The organism is Dendronalium sp. ChiSLP03b, from assembly GCF_034531165.2.
Taxonomy (GTDB): domain Bacteria; phylum Cyanobacteriota; class Cyanobacteriia; order Cyanobacteriales; family Nostocaceae; genus Dendronalium; species Dendronalium minutum.
Window position 1 is genome coordinate 32,367 of the sequence record NZ_JAVRBR020000121.1, and the last position, 16,495, is coordinate 48,861.

Below are 16,495 nucleotides of genomic sequence, written 5' to 3' on the forward strand. Positions count from 1 at the left end.
GAATAACCTTCTGCCTTCTGCCTTCTGCCTTCTGCCTGCTTACAACACAGCTTTGAGCAAAGCGATCGCCCCGACCCACAACATAATACTAATAGGCGCACCAATTAGAATACCTGCCAACGCCCAGCCTCTTTGATGGGTTTTGAAGTGTTCAATACTGCGCCAGCGTCTGCTTTTCCAAGCCCATTCATTGCCCTTGGCACCAAGGGCGATCGCCATTACCCAACCAACTTGTGGTACAAAACAAAACAACCCATACCACACTTGATTAGTCCACAACCACAACCAAGGCAGTAGAAATGCGCCCCAATTCCATCCCAGAATTTCTTCGGGGACGGGTTCTGCAAGATTATTTATACCGCAACCAGAATTGTTAATAAATGTCTTACTTATAGGTTTGACAACTAGACCAGACTTGAGACCATCTAGAGCTTGACGGGCACTAGCAAAACGTTGCTCTGGTGCGGGTTCTGTCAACTTGTGTAACCATCTGACAAAACCAGGACTGAGGTTAACTCGGTCAGCAAATTGCAACCGCAAATCTTGCTGGGGTAATTCACAAGGGGGAACGCCGGTTAACAAATGAATCAAAGTTGCTCCTAGTGCATAAAGATCCGACGCTGGAACCGCTCGACCACCAAATTGTTCCATTGGCGCATAACCATAAGTACCCACAATAGTAAAAGTAACGCCCTCTTTGGCGGCTTTATCTTGAACTGCACCAAAATCTACCAAATAAATCCGATTATCTTTACCCCAGATTAAATTAGTCGGCTTGATATCCCGGTGTAATACGCCCGGATTCAGTTCGTGCAGATATGTGAGAATTTTTAAAACCTCAACAGCAATTTTCTTAGCTCGCTTTTCTGTCACCCTTGCGCCAACAGTCAGTTTTTCCTTCAGTGACTCACCAGGAATATATTCTTGTACTAGACCAAACCAGAGTGTGCGGTCATCAATACAAAAATAATCAAGATACTGAGGAATGCGGGGATGGTGTAGCTGTTTGAGAATCTGTGCTTCCCGTTCAAAAAGTTTAAGGTCATCCCACTGAATAGTACCGCCAAAGGCAAGGAGTTTGACCACAACTGTTGATTTTTCCGCATTCGAGGCTTGTAAATCTTTCGCTAGCCAAGTTTGACGAATTCCATTGTTGCCGAGTTGGCACTGGATTTGATAACGGCCTTGTAATAACTGTTCTACTTGCAGCATCTGACACCTGCTGGCAATTTACGCTAAGGTGATTCCCCTACTTATTCCAGGATAATCACTATCAAGAGGATTGGGGGAGCAGGGGAAGCAGGGGAGAACTAATGACTCCTCAGCTCGCAGACTATTGAGAATATAAGAGCCAAAATCTGGTAAATTAACTTCTGCCATCTGCCCTCTGCCCTCTGCCCTCTGCCTTTCTTTAGTCAAGAATTCACTTTACAGATATTGTGATATCTGACCCATTTGGAGATTTTCAGGTGTTTTAGCAACTACTAACTTGGAGTAATTAAAATTATGAAACCATTTCTTTTTGTAACTGACCTGGATAACACTCTCGTCGGTAATGACAAAGCTTTAACAGAACTCAACCAATTGCTGAGTCAACATCGCCAAGAGTATGGCACTAAAATTGTTTATGCCACTGGGCGATCGCCTGTTCTTTACCGAGAACTCCAAGTAGAAAAAAATCTTTTGCAACCTGATGCTCTCGTCCTGTCGGTGGGGACAGAAATTTATCTTGATGGTCATGAAACTCCCGATGCCGGTTGGTCAGAAATTCTCTCTCCGGGGTGGGATAGCGAGCTTGTATTATCGATAACTAAGTCTTTTCCTGAGTTAGCACCACAACCAGACTCAGAACAGCGTTCCTTTAAACTCAGTTTTTTCCTGCATCAAGAAGTAGCGGCTAATATTTTACCGCAACTTGAGTCCAAGCTGGAAAAATGTGAATTAAATGTAAAGTTAATTTATAGTAGCGGAATAGACCTTGACATTGTACCCCTTACCAGCGATAAAGGTCAAGCAATGCAATTTCTGCGCCAAAAGTGGAAATTTGCAGCAGAACAGACTGTTGTTTGCGGTGATTCAGGTAATGATATTGCTTTATTTGCTGTAGGCAACGAAAGGGGAATCATAGTAGGGAATGCTCGACAAGAGTTACTCCAGTGGCACAACGAGTATCCCGCTGACCATCGTTACCTAGCACAAGATTTTTGTGCGGGTGGAATTCTGGAAGGATTAAAATATTTTGGTTTCTTAGAATGATTAGTTATCTCAAAGGAATCGTCGCAGGTATTCAAACAATTAGCGGTAATCGCGTTGTTTTGACTCTAGAAGTGAATGGATTGGGGTATGATTTGCAAGTTCCGCAAAAATTAGCACAGCAGTTGCCAGATTCAGGGGGAGTGGCGCAAATTTTTACCCATTTTCAAATTCGTGACGAAGTGCCGTTACTATATGGCTTTGCTTCGCCAGCAGAACGCGATTTATTTCGCCAATTGTTGACTGTTAGTGGTATTGGTGCAGCTTTAGCGATCGCCCTCTTGGACACTTTGGAATTACCAGATTTAGTCCAAGCAATTATCGCCGCCAATATCCAAGTCTTAATTCAAGCCCCAGGTGTTGGCAAGAAAACCGCAGAACGCATCTGTTTAGAATTGAAAAGCAAGTTAATCGAGTGGCGCAAATCAGCAGGCTTCTTTGTCGCTACAGGCGGGCCAGCACCCGGAATTCTCGAAGAAGTGCAAATGACTCTCTTTGCCTTGGGATATACTGCCCATGAAGTCAGTCACGCCTTGCATGTAGTCAGCGAAGACATCGGATTGCCGAAAGATGCCTATGTGGAAGACTGGATCAAACAAGCGATCGCTCATCTCAGTAGCAGCGAAGTTGGTCAGTAGAGACGCGATTATACTCTTACGAGAAGCCGCTCTTACGAGCGTCTACGCGTCTGTACAATGGTCAGTAGTTAGTTGTCAGTTGTCAACAGCCATTATTGATTTAGTTATTTATAATTTTTCCCCCCTGCCCCTCTGCCCCCCTGCATCCGATCCTCCCATGACTGACCCTTATGCTTGGATAAAAGAATCTCTGGCAACTATTCATCGGGCAGACTGGTATCGCTCAGTACAAACAATCCACGGTCAACCGGGTGCAATTGTACTTCTAGCGGGGCAAGAAGTTATTAATTTTGCCAGTAATGACTATCTAGGATTGGCTGGAGATGAGCGCTTGATGAAGGCGGCGATCGCTGCTATTCAAGAATATGGTACTGGTAGTACTGGCTCTAGATTACTAAGCGGACATCGGGAATTACATAGGGAGTTAGAGACTGCGATCGCATCTCTAAAGCAAACAGAAGATGCGGTAGTATTTAGTTCCGGCTATCTAGCAAATTTGGGTGCAATTACCGCCTTAGTGGGTAAGCGCGATTTAATTTTATCTGACCAGTACAACCATTCAAGTCTGAAAAATGGGGCGATTCTTAGCGGTGCAGCAGTTATTGAATATCCCCACTGTGATGTTGCAGCACTAAAAACTCAGTTGAGTCAGCAGCGACAGAAATACCGACGCTGTTTGATTCTGACTGATAGCGTTTTCAGCATGGATGGCGATTTGTGTCCTTTATTGACACTGTTGGATCTGGCTGATGAGTTTAGCTGTATGCTGCTAGTCGATGAAGCTCATGCCACTGGAATACTGGGCAAAACTGGTGCTGGATGTGTCGAACATTTTGGATGTACGGGGAGGCTGTTAATTCAAATTGGCACTTTGAGTAAAGCCTTGGGTAGTTTAGGCGGTTACGTAGCGGGAAGCGCCTCCTTGATTGAATTTTTGCGGAATCGCGCATCCACTTGGATCTACACAACCGGACTGTCTCCTGCTGATACAGCGGCGGCGTTAGCAGCAATCAATATAGTTCAACAAGAACCACAACGGCGTGTGCAATTGTGGCGGAATGTAGATTACTTGAAAAAGTTACTGCAACAGCAGCTACTAAACCTAAAATTGCTACCCTCAGAATCACCCATAGTCTGTTTTCAATTACCAAGTGCATCCGAGGCGCTGCAAGTTGGAAAGCAACTCAGACAAGCTGGCATTTTTGCCCCAGCAATTCGTCCCCCCACAGTTCCAACAAGTCGGCTAAGAATATCTTTAATGGCAACTCATGAACTAAAGCATATCGATAAATTAATAGCAGAACTGAACAACATCAGCAAATAACAACTATAAATCATTCTTGGCGCTTTATCCTTTCTCTGCTTAGATTTCATCTATAAGTTTTTCTCTAAATTAGAATTAATACATTGATTTAAATTCATTAATTTAATAAATAAAATAATGTTGTAAATGTATTATCTACTCATCTAAAATTTTTAATTCAATGTTAAATACTTGATGCTAAGGTACCAGCTTAGTAAAAAATTAGCCTCTAGCAAAAGTATTTTTAAAGTTAGATGAAAATCTATCTGGAGATAAATTACTAAAATTTACGAACTAGCTTAAGGTATGATCAATCCCCTTGAAAAGTATTGGTTGTTCCAAAACATTTTCATATTTATTTTTCATGCCTTATATTAATTATTCTCAATTACGGAGTTATGGTTGCGATGTATTAATTATTGCAACAACACTGGCACTAATGCTGATACTAGACCCGTGGCTGAACATCAGCAGAACTCCTTTGTTGCCGTTTTTTAGTGCTGTAATTGTGAGTGCTTGGTATGGGGGTTTGAAGTCAGGTGTTTTAGCAACTTTCTTATCTGTTCTACTGAGCGATTACTTTTTTCTTGCCCCAACGTATAGCCTAAATTTTGATCCACCTGATGCTGTGCAAGTTGGGTTGTTTGTTGTGCAAGGATTGCTCTTGAGTGTCCTATTTGAGGCATTGAGAACCACTAAACAACAGACTGAGGTGAATCTACAGAAGCTGAAAGTGAGTGAGGAACAATTTCGATTAGCATTAAGCAGTTTACATATCGTCATCTTTCAGCAAGATCGAGATTTGCGCTATCGGTGGATTCATAATCCTCAAAGTAAAGAAACCAGCGAGGAAATCATAGGCAAATCTGACTATGAATTATTCCCAGCCTCAATAGCAGAGCAATTGACGACAATAAAGCGGCGGGTAGTGGAAAGTGGTGTTTCAAACCGTGAAGAGGTTCGGGTAACGGTAAGTGGAGAGACCCGTTACTATGACTTATTGGTTAAACCACTCAAGGATGCAGAAAATAGCATTCAGGGCATTACCTGTGCAGCTGTGAATATTAGCGAACGGCGAGTTGTGCAGCGCGATCGCCAGCAGACAGAATTAGAAAACACCAAACTATATCAAGAACTCCAACAAAAAGATGAATTTCTGGCTTTACTAAATGCTTGGCTGGCCAGTTCACCTTTAGCAGGTACCTTAGAAACTACTTTAGATCGAGGAGCTTTCTTTGTTCTCGACATCACAGCACGCAAGCAAGCTGAGGAAGCACTCCGCTATATTGCCCAAATTAGTAATACCCTCTCCACATCCCTAGATTACGAAGAAACCTTAAAACAGATTGCCAAAATCTCAGTCCCCCAGGTAGCTGATTGGTGTAGTGTCGAGATTTTGAACGAAGATGGTTCAATTCGCTGTCTCAGCATTGCCCACGCAGACCCAGCAAAAGCTGAGTTAGCGCGTCAACTTCAGCAGTATGCACCAGACCCCAAGGGTGTAACTCCAGTTGCTAGGGTACTGCAAACCAAGCAAAGCGAATTAATCCCAGCAGTATCTGACTCGTTACTAATGGCGATTACTCAAAATAACGAACACTTACAAGTTGTTCGACAGATGGGGATCGAGTCTGTGATGATTGTGCCTTTAGCTACACGAGGGCAAGTACTTGGCAGCCTTACGTTTGTCACCGCCCAATCAGCTCGTCGTTATGATGAATATGACCTAGCTTTAGCCAAGGATATTGCCCAGCGTGCTGCTTTAGCAATTGAAAATGCCCGACTTTATCGAGACATCCATGAGACTTTACTGCATTATGCCGAATCGCTATTTCTTTTAGATGCGCTGTTAGCAGCGGCTCCTGTCGCTGTCTGCTTCCTAGATCGAGAACTACGATATATTCGGATTAATCAGGTATTTGCTAATATTAACGGTTTGAGCATAGAAGAGCATCTAGGACGCAAATTTCAGGAAGTCCTACCAAAGATGAAGGCTGAGTTTGAACCACAGTTACAGCGTGTTTTGGATACGGGAGAACCTCTGCTGAATGTGGAAATCAGCGGTGAGACACGGGAGCAACCCAGACGTTATGGTTACTGGCTGGGTAACTATTACCCTGTCTGCGATGCAGTGGGGGAAACGGTAGGAGTTGGGATTATTTTGGTAGACGTAACAGCAGCAAAGCAGGCGGAAATTGCCTTACGCGAAAGCGAAGAAAGATTCCGGGCGATGTTCGACCAGGCAGCTGTAGGCATTGCCCAAGTAGCATTAGATGGGCAATTCCTTCAGATTAATCCTGCTCTATGTGAGATTACTGGCTACAGCCATGAAGAATTAATCCAAATGAACTGTGAGGAAATTACCCACCCCGAGGACTTGGAAGCTGATTCAGTGCAAGCTCAGCGAGTGTTAGCAAAGGAAATTAATGGTTATTCTCTAGAAAAGCGCTACATCCGCAAAGATGGTTCCATCGTTTGGGTAAACCTAACTGCATCAGTGGTGTGTGATGCTAACGCACAGCTGAAGTATATTTTAGGCATTATTGAAGATATCAGCGAACGGCAAGCCGCGCAGCGCGAACGCAAACGAGCAGAAGCAGCGCAACAATTTTTAGTCGAAACCAGCGCCCTACTGGCTGCCTCTTTGGATTATAAAATCACCCTAGCTAGTGTCGCGAATATGGCAGTTCCGACCTTAGCTGACTGGTGTATTGTAGATATTTTTAGGGAAGATAGCTCAATTCAACAAATTGCGATCGCCACTGCCGATCCGGCAAAACGGCATATCTTACTCAAATTACGAGAGCGTTTTCCATCTTTAGTCGGCGGAAAACATCCTTTTTTGCAGAAGTTACGGCAGGGAAAATCGGTTTTTTATTCCGATTTAGACTCTATTGTTGTAGACAGCCAAGAAGCGGAATATTTTCAGCAACTAGGCAGCCTAGGGATTGCTTCTCTGATGGTGATTCCCCTCCGCTCTCGCGGACAAGTATTCGGAGCAATTTCTTTTGTCACAGTTGATTCAGGTCGTCACTACGAGCAGGTAGATTTAGCCTTAGCAGAGGATATTGCTCGGCGTGCTGCGACAGCGATTGACAACGCCCGCCTCTACCAAGAAGCTCAAAAAGCAAAACAGGCAGCCGAGCAAGCTGTCAATCGCACGGTACTTTTACAAAAAATCACCGCTGCCCTGAGTGAAGCCTTAACTCCCCAGCAGGTAGCTGACGTGGTTGTTAACAAAGGAATTGCTGCCTTGAAAGCCAAAGCTGGTTCTGTTGTCTTATTAACTGGCACTGACCTGAAAGTTTTACAAATAATGGGCTATCCGCAATCGGTTATAGATACCTGGGTAAGTTTCCCGATAACTACTGCTGTACCGCTTGCAGAAACAGTCAGAATTAAAAAGCCTATTTTTTTAGAAAATGTCGCAGCCTTAACTACTAGGTATCCCAACCTAGCTGATACTATAGCTAAAACTGGGAATAATGCTTGGGTTTCTATCCCACTGATTCTAGAGGGACAAGCGATTGGGGCACTGGGATTAAGCTTTGCTACTGCCCAAACATTTAACGAACAAGACCGGAGATTCATGTTAACTCTAGGGCAGCAGTGTGCCCAAGCGATCGCCCGCGCTCAACTTTACGAAGCAGAACAAACTGCACGGGCAGAAGCTGAGACAGCTAACCGAATTAAAGATGAATTCCTCGCCATCCTTTCCCATGAGTTAAGAACTCCCCTCAATCCTATCTTGGGGTGGGCAAAGTTACTCCGAACCCGCAAGTTTGATGAAGCTGCAAGAGTCCGGGCTTTGGAAACAATTGAGCGCAATGCCAAGTTACAAACTCAACTAATTGACGACTTGCTTGATGTTTCGCGGATTTTACGAGGTAAGCTGAGTCTGAATATTGGTGAAGTGGATTTGAGAACCACGATCGCGGCAGCTCTAGAAACGGTGAGTTTAGCAGCAGAAGCTAAGTCAATTCAAATTCACACAGTACTCAGCAATGATATCGGCCAAGTTATGGGCGATAGCGATCGCTTGCAACAGGTAATCTGGAATTTGCTATCGAATGCTGTGAAGTTCACACCTACAGGGGGACGGATAGAGGTGCAATTGTCAGTAGTTAGTGGTCAGTGGTCAGTGGTCAGTGGTCAGTGGTCAACAACAACAAACAACCAACAACTAACAACTGACAATTATGTCCAAATCCAAGTCATTGATACAGGTAAGGGAATTAGCCCGGAATTTTTGCCTTACGTTTTTGATTACTTTCGTCAAGCAGATGCCAAGACAACCAGGGTATTTGGCGGACTGGGGCTGGGACTGGCAATTGTACGTCATCTGGTGGAACTTCACGGCGGTACGGTTCACGCAGAGAGTCCCGGAGAAGGACAAGGAGCAACTTTTACAATTAAGCTACCGTTACACAAAAGTGCTGAGTACCGAGTGCTGAGTGTTGAGTCTGCTCAATTAGAAATCACTGACGAAGCAATACTTTCTGGAGTGCAAATTCTGCTAGTTGACGATCAGGCTGATGTGCGGGAGTTTTTTAGTTTTGCACTCGAACAGTATGGGGCAACTGTAACGGCGGTGGCATCGGCAAGTGAGGTATTAGAAGCCTTAGCTCGGTCAAAGCCAGATATTTTGTTAAGCGATATTGGAATGCCGATGATGGATGGCTATATGTTGCTGCGCGAGGTGAGAAAATTGCCACCAGAGCAAAATGGGCAAATTCCTGCGATCGCTTTGACAGCTTATGCCGGAGAAATTGACTACAATCGGGCACTAGCAGCAGGTTTTCAAAAGCATATACCTAAGCCTGCCGATCCAGTTGAGTTAGCTACTGCGATCGTCAATCTCATCGGACATAATAACAGTATTAATACTGAAGCAAGCGATTAAAAAAGCTTAGAGGAAGAAACAGTTCCACCAATCTAAAGCAAAGATATTTAAAGCTTATAAATTGACCCATTGTGGGCTAACCACTGTTTACACTCTTGATAGTCAAGGACAATCCGTTTGACTCTATCCGAAAACGCACTGTTTTTTGCTAAGTCGGTTTTACATTGTTAATGCATCAACTTATACCAATTCGTAATTCGTAATTCGTAATTCGTAATTAAGAAAGTCCCATTTAGTCTAGGTTTCTGGGTTTGGATCTGTATCATTATTTTTGGGAAATGGTATTACATTATTAATGCATCGGCTCACATTGTTAATGCATCGACTGACATTATTAATGTATCGGCTTACTTAGTTTTATCTTTAAAATCCAGAATTAAGTAGAACGGTGCAAATAAACAGAACTATATTACGAAAAGTAAACTTAACTAAAACTCTCTTCCCTTCTGCCATCTGCCCTCTGCCTTATCTTAATGATAAATATTCACGCCGACCTACTTAATACTTTTGCTTGTGAAGAAATCTGTATCAAAGTTTCGCTCGAAAAAGCCACAACGCCTTGAACCTGCTTATTTTTGTGTTTTAAATAACGCTTTCAGCCTTAACCTTTGATGGCAACGATGCGAATTCGTCGATAGCCGACTGTCCAAGTACCATTGTGATAAAGTGTCGGCTTCAGGTATTCCTCGATCGCACTAGTTACTTGTGTTTGTTGTTCAGCAGATAGTCCTACTAAGAAAGTACCTGCAAACATTTGCATCCAGTTTGCTATACCTGCTTCTCCCTCTACTAAAGGAGTGGGGCGGTCAAACAGAATGGCATAAGTAACATCAAAGCCTTGCTTTTCTAGAAGAGTGGCATACTCACTAATACTAGGAAAATACCAGGGATTTAGTCCTTCTGTAGGGATATTAAATGCTGCCAAAGCATTGTACAAAGCTTGAAGAATCGCCTGTATATTTCCCTTACCACCAAACTCGGCTATAAAACGCCCTCCTGATTTTAATGCCTGATGTACGCAGGCGATCGCTGCATCTGCTTCTTTTACCCAATGCAAGGCAGCATTAGAAAATACAGCATTTATTGGTTCTTTTACTTGAAAATTTCTGGCATCAGCAACCTCAAAACGCAAATGGGGATAGTTTTGTCTAGCCTTCTCAATCATTGCAGGCGCGCTATCAATTCCTATGACTTCTGCCCCTGTCAAAGCAATTTTTTCTGTAAGTTGCCCAGTACCACAACCAAGATCCAAAATTGATTCTCCTGGTTTTGGGTTGAGTAATTTCAGCAAGTCTTCGCCATATTGCCACACGAAAGCGTGTTTATCTTCATAAAGATTACTATCCCAATCATTATTGGGTATCAAAAGATTATTCATAGAGGGTGAAATTACAGGATGTTGGTTTGCCGATCTTCAACCACGCGCTTTAGGTCGATGACTGCCTAACCATTACAATAAAAAAGATTTTTAATCATGTCCAATATATTTTTCTATCTTAACTAATATCTAAAAGATATGAATTTAACTCAGAGATGGAATTACGACACCTACGCTATTTTGTAACTTTGGCAGAAGAATTACACTTTGGACGGGCAGCAGAACGATTACATATTGCCCAACCTCCTCTAAGTCAGCAAATTCGGCAACTAGAGAAGGAATTGGGTTTTGAACTGTTTTATCGCACGAAACGAAATGTGCAGTTAACAGAGGCAGGGCAAGTGTTTCTGAGTGAAGTGCAGCAAATTCTCAAGCAATTACAACAGGCAATCCAAGTCGGACAACAAACTAGTAGAGGCGAAGTTGGACAGTTGGTAATTGGCTTTGTCAGTTCAGCAGCGTATAATGTTATGCCAACTATTCTGCAAACTTTTCGTAGTTGCATCCCTGGCGTAAGCTTAGAGTTACATGAACTGACTACAGACCAGCAATTAGATTGTTTGCGGCAAGGTCGAATAGATGTAGGATTTTTGCGTCCGCCTGTGGAGGACAATACATTTAGTTGGGAGAAAATTTTTCAAGAGTCGCTGATAATAGCACTTCCTGAAACACATCCGCTAGCAAATCAATCTGATGTTTGTTTGCAATCGCTTGCCAATGAACCGTTTATTTTATTTCCCAGAATATTAGCGCCTGGACTGTACGACTTAATTATCAGTCTCTGCCAGCAAACAGGCTTTAGCCCTACGGTTACTCAAGAAGCCATCCAGATGCAAACGATTGTTAGTTTAGTCGCAGCCGATATGGGTGTGGCGATCGTGCCTGCATCTTTGCAAAACTTGCAACGCACTGGAGTAGTTTATAAAAATATTCAGGAAGCTAGCTTAGTTAAAGATGTTAGTGCAGCGATCGCGATGATTTGGCGACGAAACGAAAAATCCCCGACTGTGCAGGGATTCCTAGAGATAGTTAGACAAGTTGCAAAGCAATTATGAGAGTTTCTGCCCCCAGGTTTTACGGGAAGCAGGCGCAAGTGTTATTTGCTAAACTCTGAATTATTATTAGGAGTAAGTGTGATGTTTCAAGCCTCACCAAAAACGATCGCATTTGAAGAATTCCTAAATTGGAAACCAGACGGCGGACGCTATGAACTACACGATGGCGTAATTGTTGAAATGCAGCCAGTAGGCGATCGCAATAAAATCAGTTATGACCGCAATGCAGACACACCCAAAGGGCCGCGAGTTACGCCTAATTGATTTTGCAGCTTTAACTCTCGCCACAGTTGCGAACCTGTAATCTTGCCTTGCAGTAATTGGCGGTAGTGATGTATTGTTTTTTGCACTTGGTCTGGAGTTTCATTCACAAATTCGATGCGGAAGTGACGCAATCCCAATTCTAGAAGACGTTGTACGTACTCGGCTCCAGTTTGGGCAGTACCATTAAATACAGTGTTCCGACAACCAGCATCTGCTTGCAGGACGTGTTCGCTACCGACGCGGTCTTTTAATTTCACTTCATGCTTTTCACAAGGTCGTCCGCAGTTGGTGTAGTCTGTCCCCGTAGAGAGGAAAGCACAGAAGACACAGTGTTCCATGTGAAACATCGGCATGTGCTGATGGATTGTCACCTCAAAGCAATTAGGTGGAGAATTGGTAATCAAGTCTTCTAATTGGCTAATATTCAGGTCGTAAGATGCGGTCAAGCGTTCTAAACCAAAGTGTTGTTGAAAGTAATCGGCTGTTAAAGGGTTAGTAACGTTAAGCGAAAAATCTCCGATACAACGGTCTGCGGCAAAAAATTGTAGTTGGTCATAATTCCTCACCAGATAGCCATCTGCCTTGGAGGCACGCACTTGTTGTAAAATCCAGTTTTCCCCAGGTTTGGTAATTCGGGGTGGTGCAACCCAAATAGTGGGGAGTTGGGATTGTTGTCTGTGTTCATGGACTAATTGCACTGCTTCTCGGTAGGCACGAGGGTCTTCAAATTCGCAGTACAGTGTTTCGACACCAGCTTGGAGTGCGGCTTGGAGTTGCTTGAGGTTGCGTACTAGAACGATGAGTGAAGAGGATAAGATAGATGAGGCAGATGAGGAAGGGAGTAAGTCTTGGAAAGAGACATCAGAACGTAGTTGCCAGCGTTTGGGTTGACTTCGTAATTCTTCCAACTGCGTCACTATTTCTCGCCGCATCCGGTTCAACTCACTTACGGGCAGCATAACAGCACCGCTGAGATGATTGATTAGCATTCCTAAACAGAAGGGAGTGTTACCAAGACGGCCCAACTGTTCTTGTAAACGGTTTGTGTCCAAGGGTTTGGTGTGTGCCTCCACCAGTGAAATTGCAGACTCCAGCTGTACAATATTACCGAGTTCATCGCGGGCGATCGCAATCAGTGGCTGCCCAACTTCTCCGTAAACCTCCAAGGAAATAGGGCGCTGAAATTGAGGGTTATCGCCAGCAAAACTCTGGCGTAGTTGCTTATCGAGTTCTGGGTCACTGGTTTTCCAAACCTTATCACCTACATGTACTCGGCGTAGGTTCAAGTCACTTCGACCAAAGGTTAGTAAGGCTTCTTTACCTTTCTCAACAACTCCATAAACACGACCGCCTTCTTCCCTCGCCTCTGGATGACCGCAATCAAAAACAATTCCATCACCTGGTTTAACTGGTGCTTCCAGTCTGACTGTGACTTGTTCGTTACGGATGCGAATGACTTCGCCTAGGAGAACACCGCGCTTTTTACCAAAGTGGGCGTGAACCAATTTTTGATTGTTAATCCCACTAAACCAGCCTGTGTAGAGTCCGCGAGAAAATGCCATCTCCAGATTGTAGTTTTCTCGATTTGTTTGACCTCTCCCCCTACCCTTCTCCGCTTCGGAGAGGGGAGTTTTAATTCCCCCTTCCCTGGTAGGGAAGGGGGCTAGGGGGTTAGGTCTTTCCAATTCTTCCATCACCCCATCTAAGGCTTGTCGATAAACACGGGTGACATTGGCAACATACTCTGGGGCTTTCAAGCGACCTTCAATCTTGAGGCTAGTTACTCCTGACTTTACCAAATCCGGCAGAACCTCTAACCCTGCTAGGTCTTGAGGACTGAGTAAATATTTGCGATTTCCCAAATCTACAACTTCCCCATCAGCGATTAACTCGTAAGGCATCCGGCAAGCTTGGGCACATTCGCCTCTATTAGCAGAACGTCCTCCCAAAGCTTCACTAGTCAGACACTGACCAGAATATGCTACGCACAAAGCACCGTGAACGAAGACTTCCAAAGGTAGTGAAGTATTCTGTTGGGCAATCTGCTGCTGAATTTTATTGATTTCCTTGAGGGAACATTCACGGGCCAGCACCACCAACTGACAACCAAGAGACTTAGCAAATTCCACTCCAGCCGCACTAGTAATAGTCATTTGCGTAGAAGCGTGGATGGGGAAATCAGGTGATAGGTGACGGATGAGACGACAGATACCCACATCTTGAACGATCGCTGCATCCACACCAGCTGCAATAATTGTGCGGAGATATTGCTGCGCTTCTACTAGTTCTTTAGGAAAGATGAGGGTATTAACAGTGACATAGCCTTTCACACCCCGACGGTGCAGGAACGCCATTAATTGAGGTAAGTCAACCTCGGTAAAGTTTTGCGCCCGCATTCTGGCGTTGAACCTATCCAACCCAAAGTAAATTGCGTCTGCCCCATTTTCCACAGCAGCTTTAGCACATTCCCAATTACCTGCTGGCGCAAGTATTTCAGGACGTTGAGGGGAGAGTAGGGAAGAAGGGCGATCGCTTTTCATTAGACTTGGGAAGATTTAACTAGCACCATAGTGATTTTATCGAAGTTAGTCGGGGATGATGGACAATCATTTTTGTTTTGTCCATAATTTGAAGTATGAAAAGTATTATAAATAACATCGTTGTAAGTTTGAATGAAGCCCACACTTTGTGATACATTCCGAAATCTTGCACTCAGGTCTTGGGATTTACTCTCAAAAGGCCGTTCCGTAGGTATTCAATTAGGAGAAGAATCACTTACAGACCTGAATCTTCTTGAGCTAAAAATCAGACATCAATCAGAAATATATAGTCAGACATTTACCAAATCGGAAGAAAGTCAAAATGGATCTGACTGGGAATGGTGGTTTACAGGAACTAGTGGGAAGTGGATTGGTTTCAGAGTACAAGCCAAAATCATAGAGTTCAAATCAGATAAATTCAAGCATCTTCACTATAAAAGCAAAAGTGATTATCAAAGTAATATATTAATCCGCTCTGCCTTGGATAATAAATATGGAGTAAAACTTATTCCTTTATATTGTTTGTATACAAACTACGCCTCAGTTACTGATTGGAAATATCATAAAAACTATCATTTTCAGGAAAGTTATGGCTGCTCCTTAATTTCAGCTTTTGCTGTGGTGTATCATCGAATAATGGATATTAAAAAAACAAGGATAAAATATTTGCTGCCTTATATAAATCCCTGGCATGAGCTTGTGTGTTCTCATGGTTACGAAGATAAAGATTTACCACAGCGTGCATGGACATACTGGAAAAACAGTATAGCTTTCATTGAAGAAGATGTTTTAAATGAAGACGAGAAAGATATTTTAAATGAATTCGACTTTGATAATGAATTTTATTACGGATTAAAAAATGAAAATAAAATATCTGAGCTTCAAAAGCTATCTGCGCTTCGCAAGCTCTATCAAAATATTGAACTTACCCAACACCCTCCTGATTATGTCTCTCAACTTATGGAAGGTGAGGTGATTGAACCACCTGATAATGATATAAGAACTGTAACTATTTTTAGAGAAGGTTATGATCAATTGTGGTGATACCGCCTTTCATCCCAATTACTCTGTATCAACCCTTTCCTCTTCAGACTCAATAAGCTTAAAATTCACCTTGTTATATAAATCTTGTAGGGAAATTTCAAAGGGTACAGTTGCAAGAGCGATCGCTTTTCATCGGACTTGGGCAGGGTTAACCAGTACCATAGTGATTTTATCAAGGAGAGCGATCGCAAACCTTCTATTTGTAGAAGTTATGAAATAAATTAAGTGGTTAATAGTCAACAATCAGTATGGTGATTTAGATTGAGGATAGATGCCCAAGAAAATTAGGGAGTTAAAGGCAATTCTGTTGAAAGCTGGGTTTGTCTACCGTCCTGCAAAAGGTAGTCACACCTTCTGGACTCACCCACTGATACCTGATGAACCAGTCACCATTGCTGGCAAAGATGGAGACGATGCACCGCAATACCTTGAAAAGCAAGTCAATCGTGTTTTGAAAAAGCTAGGGGAAATAGAAGAGGAAGAATGAACGATCGCTACAGTATGGTAATCCAATGGTCAGATGAAGATAACTGCTACTTGGTACACTTACCAGAATTTCCTTGGCAGCAATTCCATACTCATGGCAAAACGTATGAGGAAGCTGCTAAACACGGACAAGAAGTGATTGAATCTCTGATTGAATGGTATCAAGAACAGGGTAAACCTCTGCCGGAGGCAATTACTTTTCCTCAAAAGCCGTTAAAAATAGCGTAAAACTGGTTTTGATTCTGGATAAAATGTACACTTTGTACAATTAGAGTTTCATCCTAAATTCTCAGCATCAGCACTTTCAGCTTCCGACTCAACAAGCTTAAAATTAACTTTGTTGTATAAATCCTGCAAGGTAATCTCAAAGGGTACAGTTGCAAGAGCGATCGCTTCATCTTCTTCATCATATTCACGAAGCGTCCATTGCTTCTTTCCACTTTTAGAAAATTGCTCTACATGAATTCGGGTTTGGTCAATTAACAGATATTCTTGAAAGCAGCCCCACTGGCGGCGCACCACCCGTTATGAATGAAAGAAACAGTGTTGAATGGGACTGATTAACAGATAAATTTATAAGTGTCCTGACAGTTAAGACCGAAGTCTCAATAGTGTTTACAAAGCCTGATTG

General features: G+C 43.1%; 12 protein-coding genes and 1 pseudogene. 9 read left to right on the forward strand and 4 right to left on the reverse strand.

The genetic code is table 11. The features are described from left to right. Positions 1-39: 39 nt before the first annotated feature. Positions 40-1,212 (reverse strand): serine/threonine-protein kinase, encoded by a 1,173-nt coding sequence (locus RMY31_RS27420; protein WP_322663849.1) that lies wholly within the window; start codon positions 1,210-1,212, stop codon positions 40-42. A 294-nt stretch (positions 1,213-1,506) separates the two neighbouring features. Between RMY31_RS27420 and RMY31_RS27425 the strand changes: the two genes are divergently transcribed. From RMY31_RS27425 to RMY31_RS27440, 4 genes are all read left to right on the forward strand, one after another. Further along, complete coding sequence (locus RMY31_RS27425; protein ID WP_322663851.1) at positions 1,507-2,256, forward strand: sucrose-phosphate phosphatase; 750 nt, start codon at positions 1,507-1,509, stop codon at positions 2,254-2,256. Then, entirely contained in the window at positions 2,253-2,891 is a 639-nt protein-coding gene (ruvA, locus tag RMY31_RS27430) for a Holliday junction branch migration protein RuvA (RefSeq protein WP_322663853.1), read from the forward strand. The genes RMY31_RS27425 and ruvA overlap by 4 nt, the downstream gene beginning before the upstream one ends. 157 nt (positions 2,892-3,048) lie before the next feature. Then, a complete protein-coding gene (gene bioF / locus RMY31_RS27435) occupies positions 3,049-4,215 on the forward strand; it encodes an 8-amino-7-oxononanoate synthase (protein ID WP_322663854.1) in 1,167 nt (388 codons plus the stop codon). Between the two features lie 343 nt (positions 4,216-4,558). Continuing rightward, on the forward strand, positions 4,559-9,097 hold the full coding sequence (locus tag RMY31_RS27440) for a PAS domain S-box protein (RefSeq protein WP_322663856.1): 4,539 nt from the start codon (positions 4,559-4,561) through the stop codon (positions 9,095-9,097). A gap of 601 nt (positions 9,098-9,698) precedes the next feature. Here RMY31_RS27440 and RMY31_RS27445 read toward each other — a convergent pair. Continuing rightward, entirely contained in the window at positions 9,699-10,475 is a 777-nt protein-coding gene (locus tag RMY31_RS27445; RefSeq protein ID WP_322663858.1) for a class I SAM-dependent methyltransferase, read from the reverse strand. A 155-nt stretch (positions 10,476-10,630) separates the two neighbouring features. Here RMY31_RS27445 and RMY31_RS27450 point away from each other — a divergent pair, with 155 nt between their 5' ends. Together RMY31_RS27450 and RMY31_RS27455 are read left to right on the forward strand one after the other, a co-directional pair. Next, a complete protein-coding gene (locus RMY31_RS27450) occupies positions 10,631-11,530 on the forward strand; it encodes a LysR family transcriptional regulator (RefSeq protein ID WP_322663860.1) in 900 nt (299 codons plus the stop codon). An 81-nt stretch (positions 11,531-11,611) separates the two neighbouring features. Next, a complete protein-coding gene (locus tag RMY31_RS27455) occupies positions 11,612-11,794 on the forward strand; it encodes a hypothetical protein (RefSeq protein ID WP_322663862.1) in 183 nt (60 codons plus the stop codon). Here the strand turns inward: RMY31_RS27455 and RMY31_RS27460 are convergent. Then, positions 11,743-14,334: a U32 family peptidase gene (locus tag RMY31_RS27460; protein ID WP_322663864.1), complete on the reverse strand. Its 2,592-nt coding sequence runs from the start codon at positions 14,332-14,334 to the stop codon at positions 11,743-11,745. The genes RMY31_RS27455 and RMY31_RS27460 overlap by 52 nt on opposite strands. 132 nt (positions 14,335-14,466) lie before the next feature. On the opposite strand from RMY31_RS27460, the gene RMY31_RS27465 reads away from it, so the two are divergent. The 3 genes from RMY31_RS27465 to RMY31_RS27475 all read left to right on the forward strand — a co-directional run bounded on the left by RMY31_RS27465 (position 14,467) and on the right by RMY31_RS27475 (position 16,092). Beyond that, positions 14,467-15,378, forward strand: coding sequence for a DUF6615 family protein (locus tag RMY31_RS27465; RefSeq protein ID WP_322663866.1), 912 nt, complete (start codon positions 14,467-14,469; stop codon positions 15,376-15,378). 271 nt (positions 15,379-15,649) lie between these two features. Continuing rightward, positions 15,650-15,865 carry a type II toxin-antitoxin system HicA family toxin gene (locus RMY31_RS27470; protein WP_322663868.1) on the forward strand — a complete coding sequence of 72 codons (216 nt, stop codon included), beginning with the start codon at positions 15,650-15,652 and terminating at the stop codon, positions 15,863-15,865. Then, positions 15,862-16,092 carry a type II toxin-antitoxin system HicB family antitoxin gene (locus tag RMY31_RS27475; RefSeq protein WP_322663871.1) on the forward strand — a complete coding sequence of 77 codons (231 nt, stop codon included), beginning with the start codon at positions 15,862-15,864 and terminating at the stop codon, positions 16,090-16,092. Before RMY31_RS27470 ends, RMY31_RS27475 begins: the two co-directional genes overlap by 4 nt. Positions 16,093-16,140: 48 nt before the next feature. Here the strand turns inward: RMY31_RS27475 and RMY31_RS27480 are convergent. After that, positions 16,141-16,362, reverse strand: a pseudogene (locus RMY31_RS27480) (Uma2 family endonuclease); the annotation flags it as partial. Positions 16,363-16,495 lie beyond the last annotated feature (133 nt).